This is a genomic window from Priestia sp. 179-F W1.4 NHS (assembly GCF_045369295.1).
In the GTDB taxonomy this organism is placed as follows: Bacteria; Bacillota; Bacilli; order Bacillales; family Bacillaceae_H; genus Priestia; species Priestia zanthoxyli.
The window spans coordinates 1,041,317-1,063,365 of record NZ_JBIQFF010000001.1; the positions used below are offsets into that span (position 1 = coordinate 1,041,317).

At 39.5% G+C, this 22,049-nt stretch carries 23 protein-coding genes; 11 read left to right on the top strand and 12 right to left on the bottom strand.

The annotated features are described in order from the left end of the window. Nucleotides 1-124: 124 nt before the first annotated feature. A complete protein-coding gene (locus tag ACH0CI_RS05355; RefSeq protein ID WP_406901371.1) occupies nt 125-1,675 on the top strand; it encodes an ABC transporter substrate-binding protein in 1,551 nt (516 codons plus the stop codon). 321 nt (nt 1,676-1,996) lie between these two features. Here ACH0CI_RS05355 and ACH0CI_RS05360 read toward each other — a convergent pair whose 3' ends face one another. From ACH0CI_RS05360 to ACH0CI_RS05380, 5 genes are all read right to left on the bottom strand, one after another. Next, on the bottom strand, nt 1,997-2,731 hold the full coding sequence (locus tag ACH0CI_RS05360; protein ID WP_328141744.1) for a class I SAM-dependent DNA methyltransferase: 735 nt from the start codon (nt 2,729-2,731) through the stop codon (nt 1,997-1,999). A gap of 250 nt (nt 2,732-2,981) precedes the next feature. Next, nucleotides 2,982-3,707: an AbrB/MazE/SpoVT family DNA-binding domain-containing protein gene (locus ACH0CI_RS05365; RefSeq protein WP_406900984.1), complete on the bottom strand. Its 726-nt coding sequence runs from the start codon at nt 3,705-3,707 to the stop codon at nt 2,982-2,984. A 479-nt stretch (nt 3,708-4,186) separates the two neighbouring features. Beyond that, entirely contained in the window at nt 4,187-4,342 is a 156-nt protein-coding gene (locus tag ACH0CI_RS05370) for a hypothetical protein (protein WP_014458731.1), read from the bottom strand. Between the two features lie 142 nt (nt 4,343-4,484). Next, nucleotides 4,485-4,685 carry a hypothetical protein gene (locus ACH0CI_RS05375; RefSeq protein WP_014458732.1) on the bottom strand — a complete coding sequence of 67 codons (201 nt, stop codon included), beginning with the start codon at nt 4,683-4,685 and terminating at the stop codon, nt 4,485-4,487. 22 nt (nt 4,686-4,707) lie between these two features. After that, the gene (locus tag ACH0CI_RS05380; protein ID WP_406900986.1) at nt 4,708-5,253 is read right to left on the bottom strand and encodes a ferritin; all 546 of its coding nucleotides are present in this window, start codon (nt 5,251-5,253) and stop codon (nt 4,708-4,710) included. A gap of 293 nt (nt 5,254-5,546) precedes the next feature. Between ACH0CI_RS05380 and pgaC the strand changes: the two genes are divergently transcribed. From pgaC to ACH0CI_RS05400, 4 genes are all read left to right on the top strand, one after another. After that, on the top strand, nt 5,547-6,803 hold the full coding sequence (gene pgaC, locus ACH0CI_RS05385; RefSeq protein ID WP_033579968.1) for a poly-beta-1,6-N-acetyl-D-glucosamine synthase: 1,257 nt from the start codon (nt 5,547-5,549) through the stop codon (nt 6,801-6,803). Then, nucleotides 6,761-7,222 carry a poly-beta-1,6-N-acetyl-D-glucosamine biosynthesis protein PgaD gene (gene pgaD, locus ACH0CI_RS05390; RefSeq protein WP_165636170.1) on the top strand — a complete coding sequence of 154 codons (462 nt, stop codon included), beginning with the start codon at nt 6,761-6,763 and terminating at the stop codon, nt 7,220-7,222. The genes pgaC and pgaD overlap by 43 nt, the downstream gene beginning before the upstream one ends. Beyond that, a complete protein-coding gene (icaB, locus tag ACH0CI_RS05395) occupies nt 7,219-8,085 on the top strand; it encodes an intercellular adhesin biosynthesis polysaccharide N-deacetylase (RefSeq protein ID WP_028414957.1) in 867 nt (288 codons plus the stop codon). The genes pgaD and icaB overlap by 4 nt, the downstream gene beginning before the upstream one ends. A 380-nt stretch (nt 8,086-8,465) precedes the next feature. Beyond that, a complete protein-coding gene (locus ACH0CI_RS05400; RefSeq protein WP_047750026.1) occupies nt 8,466-10,181 on the top strand; it encodes a putative bifunctional diguanylate cyclase/phosphodiesterase in 1,716 nt (571 codons plus the stop codon). A gap of 256 nt (nt 10,182-10,437) precedes the next feature. On the opposite strand, the gene spoIIP is transcribed toward ACH0CI_RS05400, so the two are convergent. After that, on the bottom strand, nt 10,438-11,622 hold the full coding sequence (gene spoIIP, locus ACH0CI_RS05405; protein WP_034271278.1) for a stage II sporulation protein P: 1,185 nt from the start codon (nt 11,620-11,622) through the stop codon (nt 10,438-10,440). Nucleotides 11,623-11,811: 189 nt separating this feature from the next. On the opposite strand from spoIIP, the gene ACH0CI_RS05410 reads away from it, so the two are divergent. Next, the gene (locus ACH0CI_RS05410) at nt 11,812-11,958 is read left to right on the top strand and encodes a hypothetical protein (RefSeq protein ID WP_168761175.1); all 147 of its coding nucleotides are present in this window, start codon (nt 11,812-11,814) and stop codon (nt 11,956-11,958) included. Between the two features lie 10 nt (nt 11,959-11,968). On the opposite strand, the gene ACH0CI_RS05415 is transcribed toward ACH0CI_RS05410, so the two are convergent. Then, nucleotides 11,969-12,148 (bottom strand): hypothetical protein, encoded by a 180-nt coding sequence (locus ACH0CI_RS05415; RefSeq protein WP_406900987.1) that lies wholly within the window; start codon nt 12,146-12,148, stop codon nt 11,969-11,971. 123 nt (nt 12,149-12,271) lie between these two features. After that, a complete protein-coding gene (locus tag ACH0CI_RS05420; protein ID WP_406900988.1) occupies nt 12,272-12,658 on the bottom strand; it encodes a VOC family protein in 387 nt (128 codons plus the stop codon). A gap of 172 nt (nt 12,659-12,830) precedes the next feature. Between ACH0CI_RS05420 and ACH0CI_RS05425 the strand changes: the two genes are divergently transcribed. Next, nucleotides 12,831-13,358, top strand: coding sequence for a YcxB family protein (locus tag ACH0CI_RS05425; RefSeq protein WP_406900989.1), 528 nt, complete (start codon nt 12,831-12,833; stop codon nt 13,356-13,358). A gap of 59 nt (nt 13,359-13,417) precedes the next feature. Here ACH0CI_RS05425 and ACH0CI_RS05430 read toward each other — a convergent pair whose 3' ends face one another. The 3 genes from ACH0CI_RS05430 to pruA all read right to left on the bottom strand — a co-directional run bounded on the left by ACH0CI_RS05430 (nt 13,418) and on the right by pruA (nt 16,951). Next, nucleotides 13,418-14,221: a YwqG family protein gene (locus ACH0CI_RS05430; protein ID WP_335707493.1), complete on the bottom strand. Its 804-nt coding sequence runs from the start codon at nt 14,219-14,221 to the stop codon at nt 13,418-13,420. Nucleotides 14,222-14,395: 174 nt separating this feature from the next. Further along, nucleotides 14,396-15,310, bottom strand: a complete 915-nt coding sequence (locus ACH0CI_RS05435; RefSeq protein WP_335707492.1) for a proline dehydrogenase family protein — start codon at nt 15,308-15,310, stop codon at nt 14,396-14,398. A 72-nt stretch (nt 15,311-15,382) separates the two neighbouring features. After that, a complete protein-coding gene (gene pruA / locus ACH0CI_RS05440; protein ID WP_071271710.1) occupies nt 15,383-16,951 on the bottom strand; it encodes an L-glutamate gamma-semialdehyde dehydrogenase in 1,569 nt (522 codons plus the stop codon). 533 nt (nt 16,952-17,484) lie between these two features. Here pruA and ACH0CI_RS05445 point away from each other — a divergent pair. The 3 genes from ACH0CI_RS05445 (at nt 17,485) to ACH0CI_RS05455 (ending at nt 20,611) form a co-directional block, all read left to right on the top strand. Continuing rightward, nucleotides 17,485-18,879, top strand: a complete 1,395-nt coding sequence (locus ACH0CI_RS05445; RefSeq protein WP_335707312.1) for an amino acid permease — start codon at nt 17,485-17,487, stop codon at nt 18,877-18,879. Between the two features lie 40 nt (nt 18,880-18,919). Then, nucleotides 18,920-20,308, top strand: a complete 1,389-nt coding sequence (locus ACH0CI_RS05450; RefSeq protein ID WP_335707313.1) for an amino acid permease — start codon at nt 18,920-18,922, stop codon at nt 20,306-20,308. A 189-nt stretch (nt 20,309-20,497) separates the two neighbouring features. Further along, complete coding sequence (locus ACH0CI_RS05455; protein WP_080754474.1) at nt 20,498-20,611, top strand: YjcZ family sporulation protein; 114 nt, start codon at nt 20,498-20,500, stop codon at nt 20,609-20,611. 41 nt (nt 20,612-20,652) lie between these two features. Here the strand turns inward: ACH0CI_RS05455 and ACH0CI_RS05460 are convergent, their stop codons facing one another. Further along, nucleotides 20,653-21,327: a hypothetical protein gene (locus ACH0CI_RS05460; RefSeq protein WP_406900990.1), complete on the bottom strand. Its 675-nt coding sequence runs from the start codon at nt 21,325-21,327 to the stop codon at nt 20,653-20,655. A 482-nt stretch (nt 21,328-21,809) separates the two neighbouring features. Between ACH0CI_RS05460 and ACH0CI_RS05465 the strand changes: the two genes are divergently transcribed. Beyond that, nucleotides 21,810-22,010 carry a cold-shock protein gene (locus ACH0CI_RS05465; RefSeq protein WP_013058502.1) on the top strand — a complete coding sequence of 67 codons (201 nt, stop codon included), beginning with the start codon at nt 21,810-21,812 and terminating at the stop codon, nt 22,008-22,010. Nucleotides 22,011-22,049 lie beyond the last annotated feature (39 nt).

Here is a 22,049-nt window from a genome sequence, read left to right on the forward strand (position 1 = left end):
TCGTAAAGAAATAGTTTAATTTTGCTAATTTCACAAACAAATGGAAAGGTGGTAGGATGGTTTATATCCCTACTAAACTTACAAAAATAGTGGGTTTTAAAAAGTGATTTTAATTATTGGGGGAATGACGTTGAAACAGGTTAAGGTGAAATGGTTATTATTTATTGTGATTGCTTTATTTGTTGCCGGGTGCAGCAATAATCAAGCAAGCTCAGGCGATAAAAGCACCAGTGCCGCTCAAAAAGACGGAGGTACGCTAAACATTGCGTTTCAAAGCGAGCCAACAACTTTAGATTCTCAGATTACTGGAAATTCTTCAGTTAAAGATGCGGCGCGAAATATTTACGAAGGACTTGTTATTTTTGATAGTAAAGGCAATGTAGAGCCTGATTTAGCAGAAAAAATTGATATAAGCGATGATAAAAAAGTCTACACGTTTCAGCTGCGAAAAGGCGTAAAGTTTCATAACGGAAAGGAAATGACAGCGGACGATGTAGAAGCTTCGATTAACCGCTGGATTAAGCTGTCTTCACTTGGCAAAACAAACTTTGTTGGTTCACAAGTTAAAAGAACAGGAGACTATACGGTTGAGCTTCATTTGAAAACACCGAACGTGAATACGCTGGCACTGCTAGCAGATCCAATTCCGGCAGCCGCTATTTTTCCAAAAGAAATTATCGAAAAAGCACCTGCTGAAGGAGCTACTGAGTTCGTTGGCACAGGGCCATTTAAAGTGAAGGAATGGAAAAAGAATCAATATATCACGCTAGAGAGATTTAAAGATTATTCTTCAAAAGGACGAAAAATTAAAAAGACTCCTCACGTAGATGAAATTAAAATTAGTTTTTTAAGCGATGAATCTACTAGAATTTCAGGCATTACAGCTGGACAGTTTGATATTGCCTTAGGTGTTTCAAGCGACAATGCGGCACAAATTGAAAGTACGCAAAACGTTAAGAACAAGCTGGCTCCAGGAGGATTTATTGGTTTATTTTATAACACGCAAGAAGGGTTCTTTAGCGATTTAAATGCTAGAAAAGCTGTAAATGCCACGATTAATGCAAAAGATATTTTATCAAGTTCATACGGCGATTCGGATTATTATGAACTGACTTCATCGATTGTGAATAAAAAATTTCCTAACTATTACAGTGAAGCAGGAAAAGAAGAGTACAATCAGCATGATGAAAAGAAAGCAAAAAGCTATTTGAAAAGAGCTGGATACAGCGGGCAGGAACTGCGTCTTTTAACTTCACGCGATTATCAAGATCAGTACAATACGGCTGTTATCGTCCAGCAAGAGCTTGAAAAAATCGGTGTAAAAGTAAAGCTAGAAGTGTATGACTGGGCAACGTTTACAGATAAAGTAAATGATCCTAAAGCATGGGATATTTACCCGGTAGACTGGGCGGCGCGTTCAACCATTTTCCAAGGGCTTTGGACGTCAGGGGGCGCTCCTGTTGAGAAATCAACAAAGTACTTAGATAAAATTAAAGCGGCTGCTTCTGTAAAAGATGCGAGACCAGCCATTGATGCTACGCAGAAATACGTATGGGATGAGCTTCCGTTTACGTTAATTGGTCATAAAGTAAATATTAACGCCGTGTCTACACATGTAAAAGGCTATGACTTTAACTTAGGACCTGTATTTTATAACGTGAGCGTGAATAAATAACATACGCTAAGTTTAAACAAAAAGCGGTTTTAAAGGTACGAGAGAGGCTAGAACAAAAGTATTTTAGTTAAAAGAAAATCCGAACGGTGAAGATTCTTAATGGGAATCTAACTCGTTCGGATTTTTTCATGGTTAGGGTGAACGCAGATTTCATGTATGTAGGTGCTTCTAGCGGTTGATTGGAGGACAAGGCGAAGACTCCCGCGGAAAGCGAAGCCTTGCACGGAAATTAACAGCGGTGTAGCCATCCATGCTAGATTGTTAATCCTGTTTGTTCGTCTTTAGATTGAATCCATTGAGTTATGTCTCAATCTCTTTTATTTATCTATTCTTCACACCGCTCATCAGTAAAAACAAAGGAATACGCATTCGACGCTCGTAAGTTTCAGCGCTGTCGAAATGTTCATTTTGAGGACATGCTTCTTTTAAATTTGTAATGGTGAATCCACTTTGCTGCATCAAAGAAAAGTACTCTTCAAGCGTGCGATGATACTTTTGAACGTATCCACCCATCCAGTGCTGCTGACGGAATCCCATGAAGAAATAGTTGTCCACGGTCCAGTTTGTGCGGAGAGCGGAAGGCTGAAGAGTAGACGTAATAACTGGATGTTCAACGGAAAAAATAAGCCTTCCTTCAGGTTTGAGTGCTTGATTTACTTTAGTAAAAATGGAAGCTAAGTCTTCTATATAGTGAAGAGACAGTCTTGCGGTAACTAAATCATATTTGTCACGGGGCGGAGTATAGTGCTCCATCGGTTCATGGATCACTTCTGCATTTGGATAGTTTGAAAGCTGTTGCTGAGCTGCATTTATCATATTGATAGAGCCGTCTACTCCGGTATAAGAGAAACAGCCTTGTGCAAGAAGCTCCGCACCAAATCCAGCGTTTCCGCACCCTAAGTCTAAAACGTTTGCATTTGCAACATCACCTAGAAGCTGTAAAATGGCCGGTTTTTCAATCGTATCGTTGGCATTTTCTTTTTGCTGCCGGCGTTTTGTATAGGCCAAAAACGTCTCGTCATTATCGTAAAATTCAGCTCCTGTTGAGATCTTCAACTAAATCAGCCTCCTTTATGCAAAGTACCTTATTATAATCATATATTCAAATTATTTACAATGATTTAAATAAATATGGAAATGGTGTTTTATTTTGGAGATAGTGCTATCATGTGGAGTAACCGGCTTGTACACGTTTATGGAAGATAAGTCTAAAAGCTAAGAGTTGAGTATAGAAAGGGTCAGTCTATGCGTAACTCTTAGCTTTTGCTTTGAATCCGTAGGAAACCATTTGTTTTTGGCGTCGTTCTTATTTCGGTAATTTTTCAACAATTGCTGCGTCTATTTGCTGAGATAATACGCTGCTAATCTCTTTTTCATTTTCCACTTTTTCTAAAATTAGCTGCTTATTGCCCTTCTTTATTTTTAACATTGTACCTGAGTGAATAGAGAAATCATCTCGCAGCTTTTTAGGAATAGTAAGTCGAAAACGGTCATCAATTTTTCGAGATTGAGCCGTAAATGTTAAAGACGTTTTCTTACCAAAACTCATTTCATATTTTCGAATCACAATGTTATTTTCTTGGTTAATAAAAAATTGAACCTCCATGTTTGCAACCAATTCGACTGACGTTAACAGTTCAGAAGTGAGCTGAATCTGCCGTCCGGTTAATGATGCATAATAAGGAGGAGACGCCGCAGGTTTTTGTGAAAGCGCTATCGATTTTTCGTCTCTTTTTTTCACAACAATTTGCTGTTCTACTAAGTATAGTTCTACATAATCAAAGGGCTTAAGTTCATAGTCATCTCGTAGGGATCTGGGAATGACTATTCTACCCATATGGTCAATTGTTCGAATGAAGATATGAGAAGGAACGGGGACATTTTCATCATGATGATCAATAATAATCCAATCATCACAGCTCCGTAAAAGAACTTTGTCGTTCGTCTCGAGTTTCGTTAGTTGCATAAACAAAGAAGAAAGGGATACTCTTCCCATTTCATCAATTATACACTCTTCTTTTTTTGTACGCATCTTGCTACTTAATCCTTTCTAAAAACAGTTTAGATGGGGTATGTTACTTAAATTACACAGCATTTATTTCTTTGTCAAATGAAGCAAATGAGTATTTATTCATCCTACAGATTGAGAAATACAGGAATTTTGACCTCATTCAGTAGATGCACAGCTTTCCCGTGTAAATGGTAATCATCTGAAGAAAACAAGTTAATCTATAATTGAAAAAGCATAGAATAAAAGCGTTATTCTTTCTTTTGGTTTTATTGCAAGAAGAGAAAGAAAAAAAGCTTAAAAAGGGCCAATACCCTATTTCTAAAGAGTAGATGTAGGTTTTTAATCAAAAAATGCCGCGGAACTCAGTCTGAATGATGAATAGATTTATGCATATTAAGCCTAGAAAAAAATTTCAAGCAGTGCTTTTTTTACTTGGTTTGGAGAGCACTTATAGTTGAAGAATAAAGAAAAAGCTCAATGTAATGAGCTTTGTGCTAATTTTATCGTTTTTCAACCAGCAGTAAGATGAAGGTAGCAAGCGGTCCTAAAGCAAGAGATAATAAGAACCAGTTCAGACCGGTTCGATTTTTACCTTGCGCTAATCCGGCATTAATTAGAGCCAGCGTTCCCCATCCTACAACGTATTGATTATCCATATGACACCCCGCTAATATTATTTCTTTATATGATTAACAAATTTTATATTAGCATAAATATCCATATTTTTGATTGGAATTCCTGAATTAGGTGGAAAAGCGGTGAATTTCTTCATGAAACAAAATTCCTGTTTTCCTCCACTCAGTGAAGGTAGTAGTGAATAAGAGAAGGGTGCACGTAGTACACGTGAACGTACTGAGGACGATGATAGTGAAGCTGATGCATATATTGATTCATAAGCCTTTGAATGGCGTCGTACACATTGGGCGGATAGCCGTAATAGCCGTGATGAATCCCAACTCGAAGCAAGGAAACGGGAGGCGTGTTATTGTTTTTGTACATTTTTCGGTGCTCTTCTGCGCGTTTAACCTTGCGCAGCTGCTCCGCCCGCTGCCGGCGCAGCTGCTCCGCCCGCTGCCGGCGCAGCTTTTCGCTGTCCTAGTTCTTGATCGAGTATAAAAATAGCTGCAGGGTTATTTTGAGCAATTTTTAAGCGGTCTACAATTGTCTGAGCCTGAGCTTCTTCATCGACTTGTTCTCTCAAAAAGTCCTGCACGATGACTAGGGTTTGAGGATCGTTCGCTTGGCTGATAAATTGAAACGCTTGACGATAAGAATTTGTGACGAACTTTTCATGCTCCAATACTTTTTGAAACGTTTCTAACGGTGTCCCAAACTCACTTGGCTGAGCAGGTAAAGAACTTAATTCAACCGTTCCGCCGCGGTCAACTAAGTAGTCAATAAGTTTTAGCATATGAGTGCGTTCTTCTTCAGACTGCAGGCGTAGCCAGCTGCCCATTCCTTTATAGTTTAATCGATTCATATAGTTAGACATAGCTAGGTACAAAGTTGAAGAGACGTGTTCAAGTTGAATTAAGTTATTGAGCAGTTTTTGAATTTGTTCGTTCATATTTGTTATTCCTCCTTAGGGAAAGAATTTCTTTCATATACTAGCTGCAACCCTCACGTTTTTTATGGTGAAAGAAATCTACAGTGATACTATATGTCACTTCTTTAAGTAGGTAACTTGCCCATCCTTTATTGGTGCTTCTTACTTACATAAAGGGGTTGTATAATATAGGAATAAACGTAGTTTAAAAGACTCTTTTTTTAGATGGTTAAAATTACTATGTTCTATTTAACCAATTTAATGATAAAATTGTCACTCTGTGCAATTTTAATTGGTATGAAGGAGTCAGAAAAATGAATATGCAACACGTATTAATACCTGGATTTGAAAAGCTCGCGAGCTTTGTTTTCTGGTATCCATTTATTATGTCTTTATTTTGGATTGCGGGCACGCTTATTTACATACGCTATCGCGACCGAGATCCTAAAGTTGATTTTTCAACAGTTGATTGGCCGTTAGTGAGCTTTTTAGTGCCTTGCTATAATGAAGAAGAAACGATTGAAGAAACGCTTAAGCACCTTTTGGCGTTAGATTATCCGTCTAAAGAAATCATCCTTATTAACGATGGAAGCACCGATGGAACAGCTGATATTTTAAAGGAAATCAGCAGGAATCACCCTGAAGTTCGTGTGATTCAGCTTTATGAAAATAAAGGAAAAGCCAACGCGTTGCATTTAGGTGCGCACGCATCTAAAGCTGAGTTTTTAATCTGCTTAGATTCAGACGCTATTTTAGATCAAGACGCTCCGTATTATCTAATCCATCATTTTCTTCATAAAGGGGAACGGCTGGGAGCCGTTACCGGAAATCCGCGCATTCGAAACCGTAATACGCTGCTGAGTCGCATTCAGCTAGTTGAGTATTCTTCTATTATCGGTTCTATTAAACGAACACAGCGAATTTTAGGAAAAGTAATGACGGTCTCAGGCGTAGTAGTGGCTTTTCGAAAGAAAGCACTTGTGGACGTCGGGCTGTGGGATCGTGACATGATTACGGAAGATATCGCCGTAAGCTGGAAGCTGCAGCAGCGCTTTTGGGATATCCGCTATGAACCGCGGGCATTGTGCTGGATGCTTGTGCCCGAAACCTTAAAAGGAATTTGGAAGCAGCGAGTACGTTGGGCTCAAGGTGGGCAAGAGGTAATGCTTCGCCACTGGAAAGTGTTATTAAAATGGAAGCAGCGCAGAATTTGGATTGTATACCTAGAGCAGTGGATCAGTACTCTTTGGTCATTCGCATGGCTGTTTGTGACGATCATGCTGCTTGTTACCGCGAGCAGTCCTCAAGACATACTGTTTTGGTTTACGTTTACGTCATTTTCCCTTGTATTTATGAGCTTAATTCAGCTGTTTATTGCGCTGAAAATTGATTCGAAATACGACAACGTGAAGCGGTATTACGTCTGGGCTGCATGGTACCCAGCGCTTTACTGGATTGTCAATACGATTGTGGTAGTGGGCGCTTTTCCTCGTGCTATCAGATCTAGAGTGAAAGGAGGCTATGCCACATGGAGCAGTCCAGACCGCGGCTTAACGAAGAGCAAATCATGATTCAAGCTAAGCAGCCTCTTGCTCGATTCGTGATAAGCATCATTGTTTCATCTGTTTTTTGGCTGTATTGTGCCATTGTTCTTTGGTTTTTCCTTTCAGCTGTTATCGGCGTAAATGACCGTTACAGCGGGATATTAAAAATTGCGTTCAAAACGACGAACGGCGAAATTCGAACGTTTTTAGTAATTGGACTCGCTATTTTTTGCTTCTTTTTCCTGGCTCTGTTTTTATGGAGATTCTACAACAAAAAGAGATTTGGAAGCTTAAACCGACGAAAAGAGCCGGCGTATACGAGTATTAAAGATTTAGAGCGTCTTGAGCTTTTATCGAAGGATCAAATTCAAGAGCTTCAGCGTGCACAGTACATCGAGTTTGATGTTAATCCGTTAAAACATACTGAGGAGAGGAAGCACGCATGAAGAAATATGTATTCTTTCTTTTAATTGCGGCAGCGGTAGTTGGCTTTATTTTCTTTAAAGTAGTGAACTGGGAAGATAAGGCGAAAGCAACAACGACCGTGGAGCCAGCGCTTGAGACGAACGGATGCTTAGGCTTAAATTATCATCGCGTGCGCAAGCATAATTGGTTTAATCGAATTGTCAGCTCAGTTACAAAGTCTGACGAACTGACAGAGTACAGCGTCTACAGCAATGATTTTGAACAACAGTTAAAAAAGCTAAAGGAACTTGACGCTACGTTTGTTACGCCAAAAGATATTGAAACGTATCAGCAAAAAGGCACGTTTCCAAAACGCTGCGTATGGATTTCATTTGACGATATTGACCGTACCGTGTATCAAAACGCTTTTCCAATTTTGAAAAAGGAAAACATTCCGTTTACGCTATATGTAATCGCAGGACAAGTGGGAGCAGAGGACTTTCAAAATTTAAATATGGCTTCATGGAGTCAGCTAAAAGAAATGAAAGACAGCGGCCTTGCGACAATCGGTTCGCATACATATGATATGCACCGTTTAGAAGAAGACAAGCCTTTATTTCTGACGCCTGCTAAATACAGCGCGTTTGCTCGTGATTTACGAAAAAGCAAAGAAACGATTAAGAACCATTTAGGAATAGACCCCGTTTACTTTGCCTATCCATACGGCAATACGAATGATGACGTAGCTAAGATTGTGAAAGATGCTGGTTTTCACCAAGCAGCTATTTTAGCCCCTCATGTTATTACAAAAGACAACGATCCGTATTATCTTAACCGGATTGTTGTGTACAACAAAACCTTTCAATATCTTATTCTTCCGTGGCTGACGCGTACGAGCTCATGAGAAGAAAGTGAAAAAAGCCTCTGTCTAAAGCAGAGGCTTTTTTCTGTTTACCATCAAAAGGTATGTCAATTACGTGAAGAAAGTACACTTTCATTTCTATAAAAATCATTTTAATGTTACCATAGAAAAGTTGTGATAACAGATATGGATAAACGAAACTATCTATCAATCCTTTTACAAACTGCGTGTAAGAAGTTTGTAAAGGTGTAAAGAGGAAAAGCGGCAATTGTACGCTTACTATTTTACGAATGTAAGGCAATCGGACAAACTAATTCGCTGTCCATTGCTAATTAAATTGTATTCATTATTCACGATTCCTCTCTATCATTTCGTCATGGGTTTTGTTTTATCGTTAAAATTTTGATAAAGGTGTATAGGATATGGAAAACAGGCATTTTGAATATAAATTTAAAGAAGCGCTGAAAAAACTAAATGATATTGAACTTGCGTTAAATGAATCATCGATTGTAGCGATTACAGATAGTCGCGGATTCATCAATCACGTGAACGATAAATTCTGTGAAATTTCTAAGTATGAAAGACATGAGCTTCTCGGTCAAGATCATCGTATTATTAATTCGAAACATCACTCAAAACGGTTTTTTAAAGAGTTATGGAGTACAATCAGCTCAGGTAAGGTCTGGCACGGAGAAATAAAAAACAAGGCAAGAGACGGTTCGTATTACTGGGTGGATACAACCATTGTTCCATTTTTAGATGAACGAGGAAAACCGTATCAGTACGTATCAATTCGCAATGATATTACAAAGCGAAAAGCATATGAAGAAAAAATTAAGCAAATGGCTTATTATGATCCGTTAACTAATTTACCTAACCGCTACTGGTTAAACAAACAGCTAAAAAAACTGTTTTTAGATGAAGAATCTCCAGAACTGCTGGCTATTTTATTTTTAGATTTAGACCGCTTCAAATCAATAAATGATACGCTTGGCCATCATCACGGCGATGTGCTGCTGAGGCGCGTAGCAGAAAGATTAAAAAAATGTATTCCGTCCTCTGATTTTATCTCGCGGCACGGGGGCGATGAGTTTATTTTAGTGCTTCATACACTAAAAACTGTTGAGGAAATTGAAGAAATGACCGAGCAGATTGTAAAAGAAATGTCGCTTCCTTTTTATATAGATGGAGATAAAGTGCTAACCTCTACAAGCGTTGGCATCAGCCTATTTTCAAAGGAATGTCAGCAGCATATTATTCCAAAAGACGCAGATGAACTAATTGACAGGTTAATTAAGCAAGCAGATATTGCGATGTATGTAGCAAAACGAAATGGGCGAAACACATATGAAATGAGTTCTTCTTCATCAAATGAAAAAATCATTAAAACGATCAGCATGGAGAATGAGTTAAAGTATGCGTTAGAAAGAAATGAGTTTCAGCTCGTTTATCAGCCGTTAATCGATTTGAAAACGTCTGATGTCATAGGGGCAGAAGCGCTTATCCGCTGGAATAGCGCAAAATTTGGTACTGTCTATCCAAATGAATTTTTGCCCATTTTAGAAGAAGTTGGTTTGATTGTACCGGTTGGCAAATGGGTATTAGAAGAAGCATGTCAGCAAATGAAAGCATGGACGGAGATAAATTTAAAAGCGAGTAAAATAGGGGTGAACGTGTCACCTATTCAGCTGAAGTCCTCACGATTTGTAACGGACATGGAACAAATTTTGAAGAAAACGGGCCTTGAGCCGCACTTTCTAGAACTTGAAATCACCGAAAGCGTTATTCAAAACAGTCAAGAATCGAAAAAAGTGCTAAACCGCCTGCGGAGTCTAGGGATAAAAGTGGCGATGGATGATTTCGGAACGTGCTACTCTTCTCTCAGCTATCTTAAACACTTGCCAATCAATACGTTAAAAATTGATAAATCATTTATTGACGACTTAGATGAAGTGGGAAAAGTGCTGGTGGAAACGATTATTCAAATGGGGAAAAAACTTAATTTTGCCCTAACCGCAGAAGGAATCGAAAACGAAGAACAGCTGCAGTTTGTGACGGAACAAGGCTGTCATATCGGTCAAGGCTATCTATTTGATAAGCCGCTTTCTCCTGAGGAAATGAGCCGTTTGTTGAAATGAAGGAAAATCCTATGTACGGAAAGAAGCTCTTTAATAGAGCTTTTTTTATGGTTTTTAATCGTATGTAAGGAGTGAGAAAGTCGTGAAAGAGTACGTTGGAATCTGCACGATATGTCAAAAGAACGTGTACTGTTTAGAGGGATTTTTGAACGGTGTGGTTGTTGAAGGGAAGCTTGTCTGCTTTGCGTGTGAAGAAAAGGAGAAGCGTGACTCTCATAAAAACAAAAACTAGCTACCTGGGGTAGCTAGTTTTTGTTTACTGCGCATTCACTTTTTCCGCTTGCCAATAATACTCGCTGAACACATCAGAAAAGGCTTTGACGGTATTTGTGAGTTCTTCCATATTGTTATCGACGCCGCCTACTTCAATCAAAATGGAGCGGTCGGATAAGTCTTGATTATACAGACCGTTATTGCCGCTTGTTTTCTTTTTGCTTAATACTCCGCGGCTAAGGCCTGGATATTTTTCCTCTAGCTTTTCATGAATCGCTTTAGCCATTTTTACATTTTCATCAAATTTCGGATTCGCTTCACCTAATACAATCATTATTTTAGCGTACGATTTGCCGTTGATAGTAGCCGTTGTTTTTTCTTGACGTAGTGAATCACGATGAATATCAATTAAATAATCGACGTCTTGGTTTTGCTGAAGAGCTGTTTCCACCACGCTTCGAGACATCGCATAGGCTCGTCCTGTACCCCAGCCTTTTTCATTCAGCTTTTGCGTCATGTTGGTTGTATCTACTTCCGATCCGATTCCGTCTGCTTTTAATTCCATTCCTAGCATTTGACCAACGAGCGTAATGTTGGTTTTGTTATCTACTGCTTTATTTTCGTTCGCTTCACCTGGCATACCAAGTAAAGGGAAATAAGATTCCCAGCTGTGCGTGTGGTAGATGTACACAACTTTTCTGTCTCCCGTGCTTTGCTTAGCCTGTGTTTGAGACTGTTTTTTGCTTTCTTCGTACGTTTTGCTTTCAGCAGGATCCAAATCACGCTCTCCAGAAATGCTTTCGAGAGGAGGAGCCGATTCATGAGGAATCGTGGTATAATCCGTTCCTTCACCGGCTAACAGAATATGAGAATCAAAAATAGAAAAGCCGGGCAGTTCTGATCCAAATAGACTTCTTGTATCCGCCACGCGAATATTTGTCGCAAGCTGCAGGGCGACAGAAGAAAGAGGAGGCGGGGAGAAGTCTTCTTCAAAGGCATGAGAGAAATGATGGTTTTCCGTATGCATGAAGTAGAACAAGCTTTGAGCTTTATAATTTGATAGCGCTTGATAGACAACGTTCGAGCGCAGCGTATGCTGAAGAGTTGAATAAGTGACGGTAAAAATAGCGGCAGATGTTAACAGAACAAATAGTATAGCGATAATTAATGATTTATAAGAAAGAATCCAAAAAAGCTTTTTAGGCTTTTCAGTGAACTTTTTTTTCATAGAGTAAACCTCCTCTAATAAAATTTGAAATCAGCGAATAAGAACTCTAAGAGGAGAATGTTATGTATCTACTATTTACTCTATTAAAAAGAAAAAGAAATATGATAGAAACCATGATATTTAACACAATATAAAAAAGGTTATAGTAGGGCATACTATAAAAAAACGGTGCATATTGGAGCTGGTTAGATGAACGATTCATGGGTTTATCATCATTTTATTAATACACTGTTATTTCCTTTAACGATGTTTGGCGTGGCATTTTGTGTACTAGGGCTGTTGGTGTACATGCTGTGGAAAGAAAAGCAAAAAGAAGGGCGAAAACAACGAGATTGAGGCATCTAATCTAAAGACGAACAAATGAGGTAAAGGAGCTAGTATGGAACGCTTTTGACACCGCGGTTGATTTCCATGCAAGACTTCGCTTTCCGCGGACGGCCGGTGAGCCTCCTCGTCGCGCACGCTCCTGCGGGGTCTCACCTGTTCCGCTTTCCCCGCAAGAGTCTTCGTCTTGCTCTCCAGTCAACCGCTAGAAGCCGCTACATACACGAAACCTACGTTCACCATACCAATAAAAAAATCCGAACGAATAATTGTTCGGATCTTCCTTCAACTAAAATACGTTTGTCACAGTCTTTTTGTCCGAATTTCAGCAGGGAAAAGGAAGTTTTTTTCTTTCTAAGAACTCCATACGGTTCCCAAATGGATCATCCACGTAAATTCTTTCAGTACCGGGAATGTTTTTGTCTTCTATAAAAGAAATACCAAAGCTACTCAGATGATCTTTGAACGCAGGGAGGTTTTTAACATAAAAGCCTGGATGCGCTTTTTTGGCAGGTGAAAAGGTAGGTTCAACACCAATATGCAGCTGATAAGAACCAAATTCAAACCACACGCCGCCGCGTTTTTTAAGACTTTCCGGCTTTTCAATTTCTGTTAAGCCAAGAACGGTTCCAAAAAAGTGTCGTGCTTTGCTTTCTGAATGCTGTGGTGCAGCTAGCTGAATATGATCAATATGCGTCAGTGTAAAAGCCATAAACATTCCTCCTTAAATAGTAGAGTACTAGTTAAGTTTACGTGATGTATATCTGTAAATAAATGATAAAAAGTTGATGTATTTCATAAGAAAAACTTATTGTTTTATATACATATAACACCAAATGAAGTATATTTTATTTTGTTGTTATTTAGAAGAATTGGAGATTAATATGGAATATCACTATACGTTAACAAAAGATGATTATGTGGCTTTTAATATGCATCATGCTCAACATTCGGAAAGAGTACAAAAAGTGCTGAAAGTTCAGCGATGGATGTCGCTTATTTTTCTTCTTATTCCTTTGCTTGTTTCGTGGGTTGAAGGAGAGTTTTTACTTGGCATGTTCGTAGTATTTGCGCTGCTTGCGGTTCTTTGGTTTTTATTTTATCCGAAGTATTTTTACGGAAGTATTAAAAAGAACATTATAAAGGTAATAAATGAAGGAGATAACAGCAGTCTGACAGGTGAGCATACTATGATGGTTACGGAAGATGGCTTGGTAGAGAAAAGCTTAAAAGGAGAAGTGAAGACTCCTTGGTCAAGCATCACTCAAATTAGAGAAACCGATGAACATATCTTTATTCTTGTTAGTGCAATGAGCGGATACGTTATTCCTGCAAGCGCATTTGCAGATGTAAAAGCGCTACAGCAGTTTAAAGAAACGCTGAATGCTGCAAGGGCTGGAAAAACAGGCTGAGTAGTAAATAATAATGTAAAAAAACGCCCTCCTAGATACTTTTCTAAGAGGGTGTTTTTTTAACAGCAGTCCCAGTTGTACAAAACATCTTTAAAGTTACGGTTGCGAAGGTCTTCTTCTTTAATGAAGAAATTGGCCACTCCCGCATCACCAAACATAATATCCGCTTCGTCGTCCATAGCAAATTGAAGAAGCAGAATGTTGTATGCCCGCAGCGCTTCACCGTAGTCTCGAGGATCGCTTTGAGTGAAAAAAGCGTATCCGCCCATTTTATGATACTCGCCCGTAAGCTCATCCCAGTAGATCTCTTCCATTTCTTCATCATCAAATAAATCTGATTCCATATCATTATATCGATAGTCAGTAGGAGACACGGGTTCGCTTTTTATTTCAAACTGTAGGCCTACTTCTTGAGGAATAGGGAACATATCTCGGTCAACGTCCTCTAGATACGTAAAGTCGGTTGTTAATTTGTTTTCGTCGGTTGTTACATCTTCATAAAAAACGACGCGAAAGTCTTTTTGAGACGTAGGGTGGTCAAAATCCAGACCATACACATCACCAGTGTTTTTGTTATCAGCTCCGCAAATGAAAAATTGAAGCATGCCTTGAGAGGGCATATTTTCATAGGAAGGCACTTCAGAAAAATTGATTTGTGCCATCAGCAGCATCGGCTTGCCCTCGGAGTCTAGAGGATGACTTGCTTCTAGAGGAAGATAAGGGTTGCCGCCGAACTTGCTTTCATATAATTTTGGACTGTTCATGACCGTATGGAGGTGGATATAAGGCTTACATGTTTTTTCGATTTCTTTTCGGTAAGGTTCTAGCTTAGGAGGCAGTGCTAATTTTGACAGAGGATTCATATGTACTCTCCTTTTTGTTTGGAATAAAAAAGAACATTTGTTCGTATTTATATTTTAGCGTAATACACACGAAAAGGGAAGAGAAATCGTATAAAAAAAACCCTTTGCAGAAGCATCCGCAAAGGGCACAAAGAAATGATAGCGTTTTCATTATGAACCTTACTAAATGATTGCTTATTTAGAAAAGAATCCTTTTAGAGCAAATGCGACGTTTTGCGGTCTTTCCGCTAAGCGGCGCATAAAGTAGCCAAACCAGTCGTTGCCAAATGGAACGTATACGCGCATTGTATAGCCTTCTTTTGCAAGGCTAAGCTGCATGTCTGTTCGGAATCCGTACAGCATTTGAAATTCAAACTGCGTGCGCGGAATGTTGTTTTCGTGCGCAAACTCTTTTACTTTTGCAATAATATTGTGGTCGTGAGATGCAATAGCCGTGTATGTTCCGCTCAGCAAATGCTCTTCGATAATTCGCATATAGTTCTCATCAATTTGGGCTTTGTCTTGAAACGCCACGGTTGGTGATTCTTGATATGCGCCTTTTACCAATCGAAGAGGGATTCCTTTTAACTCTTTTACGTCTTGTTCAGCGCGGAACAGGTAAGCTTGAATAACCGTTCCAACATTATCAAACGTCTCGCGAAGCTCTCGTAAAATATCTAGCGTCATTTGACAGTGGGCATAGTCTTCCATGTCGATTCGAACGAAGTTATCGTATTTTTTCGCCGTTTCAAGAATGCGGCGCATGTTCTCAACGCAAAAGCTGCGGTCAATATCCAAACCAAGCTGTGTCATTTTGACAGATAAGTTGCACGTTACACCGGCTTGCCCCATAGCTTCCAGCGTTCTGACGTTATATTGAGTTGCTTCGATGGCCTCTTCTCTGCTTGAAACAAATTCCCCTAAATGATCAAGCGTACAAACAAGCCCTTTTTCATTCAATTCCCGTACTTTTTTGATCGCATGTTCAATTGTGTCGCCAGCTACCACTTGAGCTGCACCAAAGCGAAGCCCCCATTTTTTCGCCGCTTTGTTTAGCGCTTTATTTTGGGAAGCGTGAAGAAACACATTTTTAGATACCTCTGCTAACATAAATATCTCCCCCTATAGAAAAAATCCCTTGTTGTTTTAAGATAGAGCAGCCTAGGGCTGCTCTACTGAGTATTAAAGCGTTGTGCTTGTTGTTTTTGCTTGCAGGTGCAGAATCAAGTAATCAGGACCGCCAGCTTTTGAATCTGTTCCTGACATATTAAATCCGCCAAACGGCTGGTACCCAACGATGGCACCTGTACAACCGCGGTTGAAATAAAGGTTTCCAACGTGGAACTCTTCTTTCGCACGCTCAATGTGTTCAGGCGTATTTGAAAGAAGGGCACCTGTTAAACCGTAGTCAGTGTTGTTCGCAATTTCCATCATATGATCGAAGTCGCGCGCTTTGCAGAATGCTACGACTGGGCCGAAGATTTCTTCTTGCATTAAACGTGCTTTTTCATCTACATCTGCAATAATCGTAGGCTGGATGAAGTAGCCTTTTGAATCATCTGCTTCTCCGCCCGTCATTAAACGGCCTTCTTCTTTACCGATTTCAATGTACTTTGTAATTTTGTTGAAAGAAGCTTGATCAATAACAGGTCCCATATACGTGTTCACATCTTCAGGGCTGCCCATTGTTAATGTTTTTGTCAGCGCAACTGCTTTTTCAAGAACGATATCGTATACGTCTTGATGAACAACTGCACGAGAGCCCGCTGAACACTTTTGTCCAGAGAAGCCAAATGCTGAATACACAATAGAAGAAGCAGCTAAATCTAAATCAGCATCTTTATCTACAACAACCGTGTCTTTTCCGCCCATTTCAGCAATAACGCGTTTTAGCCAGATTTGACCAGGCTGTACTTTTGCTGCGCGTTCATAGATGCGGCAGCCTACTTCACGAGAACCTGTAAATGAAACGAATCGTGTTTTTGGATGATCTACTAAATAGTCGCCAATTTCGCTTCCGCTTCCCGGCACGTAGTTCAGTACGCCGTCTGGAAGGCCAGCTTCTTTCATTACTTCTACAAATTTTGCTGCGATAACCGGTGTGTTGTTAGCAGGTTTTAATAGAACCGTATTTCCTGCTACGATTGCTGCTGCAGCTGTTCCTGCCATGATTGCTAACGGGAAGTTAAACGGTGAAATAATAACGCCGACACCAAGCGGAATGTAGTTAAATTTATTTTCTTCACCTTCGCGGCTCTCAACAGGAGCACCGTCTTTTAGCTGCACCATTTGACGAGCGTAGTATTCAAGGAAGTCAATTGCTTCTGCTGTATCAGCATCTGCTTCTTTCCACGGTTTTCCGGCTTCTTTCACAAGATAAGCTGAAAACTCGTGCTTGCGGCGGCGAATAATGTCCGCTGCGCGGAAAAGAATATCTGCTCGTGCTTCCGGCGCTTCTTTTTTCCACGTTTTAAATGTAGAAAGTGCTGCTTGCATTGCTTTTTCAGCCAAGTCTTGATCTGCTTTTGACACGCGGCCGATAACTTCTGTTTTATTTGCTGGGTTAATGGACTGAATTTGATCTTCTGTTGTAATTAATTCTCCGCCAATTACAAGAGGATAGTCCTTGCCAAGCTCTGATTGTACAAGTTCTAATGCAGATTCAAACGCATCTTTGTTTTGTGCAGTCGTAAAGTCTGTGAAAGGTTCGTGTTTGTATTGTTTGATTTCGTTGATATTCATTGTGTTCATTTTCATTACCCCTTTTTTTAGAAAATTTTAAACATAATTAATATTCCAACACCCTATACCTGTATTATAATCACCTTATTATCGTTTTGTACATAGTTTTTTAACAAAAATGTTCAAAAAAATTTAAAAATAAACACTTTTGTTTAAATATCCAATGGATCTATAGTTTTTATAGTGATTTTGAACAAAATGAAAAGAAAGGAGTGTCGGTAAAGTGAAAGAAAAGATGTTTTGAAGTAAAGAATTACGATAGCGGAAAGAGTTTATCGGTAGTAAATTAAAATGATCTTCCTTTCAAAAAAACAATAGACAAAGTTGTTCAATATAAATTATCATATAATTCGAAAAGTAATTTTTGTCGAATGAAGCTATCTTTTTCGTCAAGTGAAGGCTTCATTTGAATGTACAGATAGAAGGAGGGTAGAAAAACAGCAGTTATTTGTCCACATTGTTGTAAGGGCTTACATATTTAACGCGCGATGCGAAGAACGTGTAATTCTTTAAATGACGGTTCCTATAAGGAGGATTTTAACATGAGTCATCAACCGCCTGAGTTAAAAAAAGAATTGAAAATTCGACACATAACCATGATTTCTTTAGGAGGAATCATTGGTGCCGGTTTGTTCATTGGAAGTGGATCGCTCATTAACGCAGCGGGTCCTGGTTCCATTTTTTCGTACGCGTTTGCCGGTTTGTTGGTGATTTTAGTTATGCGAATGCTGGGGGAAATGTCTACGGCTAATCCTTCAAGCGGATCGTTCGCGACCTATGCCAGAGAAGCTCTTGGGCCGTGGGCTGGCTACACAATCGGCTGGCTGTACTGGTTTTTCTGGGTAATTGTTATTGCTGTTGAAGCGATTGCTGGTTCAACGATTATTCAATATTGGTTTCCGTCTCTACCGTCTTGGGGTGTGAGTCTCCTCCTGACATTTTTATTAACGTTAACGAACTTATACTCTGTTAAATCATTTGGTGAATTTGAATACTGGTTTTCACTTATTAAAGTAGTTAGTTTAGTGCTGTTTTTACTTTTAGGAGGAGCGATCATCCTCGGTTTAATACCAGGAGTAGAGTCTCCGGGAGCGTCGAACCTTCTTCATAGAGGAGGATTTCTTCCAAATGGAATCAGCTCCGTCTTTTTAGGAGTGGCGATTGTCATGTTTTCTTTTATGGGAACAGAAATTGTCGCAACAGCGGCTGGGGAATCAGCTCAGCCTGAGCGAGCGATCACCATCGCAACAAATACCGTTATTTATCGTATTTTAATTTTTTATCTTGGGTCCATTTTAATCTTAGTAACGATCCTTCCGTGGGATTCTTCAAGCTTAATGAAAAGTCCGTTTGTTTCGATATTAGAGCTGGTAAACGTTCCGGCAGCGGCTCAAATTATGAACTTTATCGTACTGACTGCTGTTTTGTCCTGCTTAAATTCAGGTCTATATACGAGTTCTCGTATGCTGTACTCAATGGCGCAAAACGGAGACGCGCCGCGTATGTTTTTGAAAGTGAATAAAAAAGGCATCCCGTTTAATGCCATTGTAGGATGTACCGTGATTTCTTACATCAGCGTTGGGTTTAACTATCTTTCACCTGATAAAATCTTTTTATTTTTAGTAAATGCATCGGGAGGCGTAGCGCTTCTTGTGTACCTTGTTATTTCTTTTTCACAGCTTCGCATGAGAAAGAAATACGAAAAAGAAAAGCCAGAAGCTTTAAAAATCAGAATGTGGCTGTTTCCTTATTTAACGTATGGAACAATTGCGGCGATCACAAGCATCTTTATTGCGATGGCATTTATTGATTCGCTTCGCACTCAGTTTTATCTCACGCTGCTGATTGCTGTATTTGTGGTATGTTCGTACTTCTTTATGAAAAAGAAAAAAGATGATCATTCCCTATCAGGACAGGGGAATAAAAGAATCTCTTAATAAAAGAGAAAATCATCACGAGGGGCTAGGGGGAAGTAAATTGGCAAACAAAGAGTTAAAAAGAGGGCTTGAATCTCGTCATATTCAAATGATTGCTCTTGGAGGAACGATCGGGGTAGGGTTATTTATGGGTTCAGCAAGCACCATTAAATGGACGGGGCCATCCGTCCTGCTTGCGTATGCTATTTGCGGCGTTTTTATTTTCTTTATTATGCGTGCAATGGGTGAAATGCTTTACTTAGAGCCAAGTACGGGTTCATTTGCGACATTTGGTCATAAATATATTCACCCGTTAGCTGGCTACATTACGGCTTGGAGCAACTGGTTTCAGTGGGTGATTGTCGGCATGGCAGAAATTATTGCCGTCGGAGCTTATATGCAGTACTGGTTCCCGCATTTGCCGGCGTGGATTCCGGGAATTATCGCCATGATCATTCTCGGTGCGGCAAATTTAATCTCAGTAAAATCTTTTGGAGAGTTTGAATTTTGGTTTGCAATGATTAAAATCGTGACGATTGTGCTCATGATTATTGCCGGTCTGGGCCTTGTTTTCTTCGGTCTTGGAAACGGGGGAGAAGCGCTTGGACTATCGAATTTGTGGGCAAACGGCGGTTTCTTTACAGGCGGATGGTCCGGCTTTTTCTTTGCGCTGTCGCTTGTGATTGCTGCCTATCAAGGAGTAGAGCTTATTGGAATTACAGCAGGAGAAGCCAAAGATCCTAAAAAAACGTTAACAAGCGCGATTCAAAGCTTGATTTGGCGTATATTAATCTTTTATATCGGTGCCATCTTTATCATTGTAACGGTATATCCGTGGAATGAGCTGGACTCACTCGGCAGTCCGTTTGTTTCTACATTTGCGAAAGTAGGGATTACGGCAGCTGCGGGAATCATTAACTTTGTGGTCATTACAGCGGCAATGTCTGGATGTAACAGCGGAATTTTCAGCGCAGGACGCATGCTTTATACGTTAGGCGTAAACGGACAGGCTCCAGCGTTTTTTACAAAGGTTTCTCGAAACGGTGTGCCTATTTATAGTACCGTTGCGGTAATGATTGGGTTAGCTGCGGGCGTTGTCTTAAATTATATTGCTCCGCCAAATGTTTTTGTGTACGTTTACAGTGCGAGCGTCCTTCCAGGTATGATTCCATGGTTTGTCATTCTTATCAGTCAAATTCGTTTTCGAAAAGCAAAAGGAGCGGCGATGGATCAGCATCCATTTAAAATGCCTTTTGCTCCTGTGACGAACTACGTAACCATCGCGTTTTTACTTATGGTGCTTGTAGGCATGTGGTTTAATGATGAAACGCGCATATCGCTGATTGTCGGGCTTATCTTTTTAGCTATTGTCGTGCTGAGCTACTATGTACTAGGTATCGGAAAGCGCACGGAAGTACGGTCTTCTGAAAGACGTAAGCTAGTGAAATAAATGATTTTGTAAGAGGGGCTGAAAAGCATTTTCTTTTTTTACTAATGAGGTGCATGGCAAGAAGGAAAAAGAAAAAAGAAAAAACCAGAGTCAAATCGGCGTGTTCAGGCATAAGATAATCCAACTCAAGCGAAATGCAAGCGGCGTTTTTCTTGAGGAAAGAGTAACTAAAGAAAAGGAAGTGTTCGTATGTCTGGAAACGCTGGATGTGGATATGGATCTGGTTTTGCTTTATTAGTTGTATTATTTATTTTATTAGTAATCATCGGCTGCAGCTGCTACGGCGGAGGCCTTGGCTGGTAATTCACTCATTTAAAAAGCCCTATAAGGGCTTTTTTCAATGCTTATAAATGACGTTTTTTCCCGTTTTGATAAATGTTTACGTGAAAGCCGTTTACTTCATCCATAAAGATTTTAGAAGGAAAGTCGGCTGTTTTGACAGATGAAGTGATTTCGACAGTTTGATACGCCTTTGGTTCCAACGTAACAGTATGAAGCCTAGGCTTATTCATCATAAGTAAAAAAGGGGTATCTTCTTTAAAATAGAAGCGTTCATCTAGTGCTACTTCAAACGTAACGGGTTTTGAGCTGTGATTTTCAAATGAAAGGTCACAGGTACCCGTTAATACGGTTTCTTTTTTATTTCTCTCAAATGTACAAATGCTGTTTTCCACATCGTAAGAAATGGCATACATACCTGGCAATACGGTCTTTTGCATCGCTTCAACTATATGACCAGGACCCGATATGACAATAAACGCAGCTAAAATCGTTAATTTTAAACGGTGACGATTTAAACTTTTGTAAAGTGCAAAAAGACCAAGTAAAAGTATAATTCCCCACGCATTGTTAGCATATTGAATTCCCGTCATTGTTTCTTCATCTCCATAGAGGGGAAGGCCTAAAAAAGAAAAGACAGAATTAATAAGCGGCGCTGAGTTAGGGAAAGGGATGTTTAAAATAAAAACAGCTAGTAAAAAGATGAGTCCTTTTATCAAAAGTGATCGTTCACGAATCATGTTGTTCCTCCTTAGCTATAAATCACGTATCATTATATACTATTATTATCTTTTTTTGTAATTAATGGTTATTTTATTGCATGGGAGAAGAGAGAGTGGAAAATAAATTGATAAAAAATGTGCATGTCCATTTATAAGCGTCGTAGTTTCTTAGAAAGCAGGATATGAAATATTTATTTTTGTGCAAATGATACATATTGCCGAATGAAAAAACTTTATGGCGCATCACAATCCAGAAATGTCGGTAGCCTCAAAGCTTACACAGAGGGTTTTAACCGATACATAATTAGGATAAAGCCTGTCTTAGAACAGAGACTTGCTATTTCTAAATTGATATGTTACACTAAGTTTAATTATTTTTGTTCGGTATGAAATTGAAAGAAGAGAAATATTCTTCAATAGAAATTTTTATCTGGAAATAGTACGATTGAGCAAGGGTAGTAATATATGTGTGGAGTAATTCCACCACTGGAGGAAATAGTATGACTGAAGGTACAGTAAAATGGTTTAATGCAGAAAAAGGTTTCGGTTTCATCGAAATTGAAGGCGGAGAAGATGTATTCGTACATTTCAGCGCAATTCAAGGCGACGGATTCAAATCTTTAGACGAAGGTCAAAAAGTGACTTTCGACATCGAGCAAGGTCAACGCGGTGCACAAGCTGCTAACGTTGTAAAAGCATAATTTTATGCAATCCAAAAAAGACTCCGACTTTGGACGGGG

Bases quoted from the DNA above. Each gene is read 5' to 3' on its own strand.
- ACH0CI_RS05430 (WP_335707493.1), bottom strand. From the start codon at position 14,221: ATGAATCCTCTGTCAAAATTAGCACTGCCTCCTAAGCTAGAACCTTAC.
- ACH0CI_RS05410 (WP_168761175.1), top strand. From the start codon at position 11,812: ATGAACGATTCATGGGTTTATCATCATTTTATTAATACACTGTTATTT.
- icaB (WP_028414957.1), top strand. From the start codon at position 7,219: ATGAAGAAATATGTATTCTTTCTTTTAATTGCGGCAGCGGTAGTTGGC.
- ACH0CI_RS05375 (WP_014458732.1), bottom strand. From the start codon at position 4,685: ATGTACAAAAACAATAACACGCCTCCCGTTTCCTTGCTTCGAGTTGGG.
- ACH0CI_RS05400 (WP_047750026.1), top strand. From the start codon at position 8,466: ATGGAAAACAGGCATTTTGAATATAAATTTAAAGAAGCGCTGAAAAAA.
- pruA (WP_071271710.1), bottom strand. From the start codon at position 16,951: ATGAACACAATGAATATCAACGAAATCAAACAATACAAACACGAACCT.
- ACH0CI_RS05370 (WP_014458731.1), bottom strand. From the start codon at position 4,342: ATGGATAATCAATACGTTGTAGGATGGGGAACGCTGGCTCTAATTAAT.
- ACH0CI_RS05445 (WP_335707312.1), top strand. From the start codon at position 17,485: ATGAGTCATCAACCGCCTGAGTTAAAAAAAGAATTGAAAATTCGACAC.
- ACH0CI_RS05425 (WP_406900989.1), top strand. From the start codon at position 12,831: ATGGAATATCACTATACGTTAACAAAAGATGATTATGTGGCTTTTAAT.
- pgaC (WP_033579968.1), top strand. From the start codon at position 5,547: ATGAATATGCAACACGTATTAATACCTGGATTTGAAAAGCTCGCGAGC.
- ACH0CI_RS05455 (WP_080754474.1), top strand. From the start codon at position 20,498: ATGTCTGGAAACGCTGGATGTGGATATGGATCTGGTTTTGCTTTATTA.
- spoIIP (WP_034271278.1), bottom strand. From the start codon at position 11,622: ATGAAAAAAAAGTTCACTGAAAAGCCTAAAAAGCTTTTTTGGATTCTT.
- ACH0CI_RS05465 (WP_013058502.1), top strand. From the start codon at position 21,810: ATGACTGAAGGTACAGTAAAATGGTTTAATGCAGAAAAAGGTTTCGGT.
- ACH0CI_RS05355 (WP_406901371.1), top strand. From the start codon at position 125: ATGACGTTGAAACAGGTTAAGGTGAAATGGTTATTATTTATTGTGATT.
- ACH0CI_RS05365 (WP_406900984.1), bottom strand. From the start codon at position 3,707: ATGCGTACAAAAAAAGAAGAGTGTATAATTGATGAAATGGGAAGAGTA.
- ACH0CI_RS05380 (WP_406900986.1), bottom strand. From the start codon at position 5,253: ATGAACGAACAAATTCAAAAACTGCTCAATAACTTAATTCAACTTGAA.
- ACH0CI_RS05420 (WP_406900988.1), bottom strand. From the start codon at position 12,658: ATGGCTTTTACACTGACGCATATTGATCATATTCAGCTAGCTGCACCA.
- ACH0CI_RS05435 (WP_335707492.1), bottom strand. From the start codon at position 15,310: ATGTTAGCAGAGGTATCTAAAAATGTGTTTCTTCACGCTTCCCAAAAT.
- pgaD (WP_165636170.1), top strand. From the start codon at position 6,761: ATGGAGCAGTCCAGACCGCGGCTTAACGAAGAGCAAATCATGATTCAA.
- ACH0CI_RS05460 (WP_406900990.1), bottom strand. From the start codon at position 21,327: ATGATTCGTGAACGATCACTTTTGATAAAAGGACTCATCTTTTTACTA.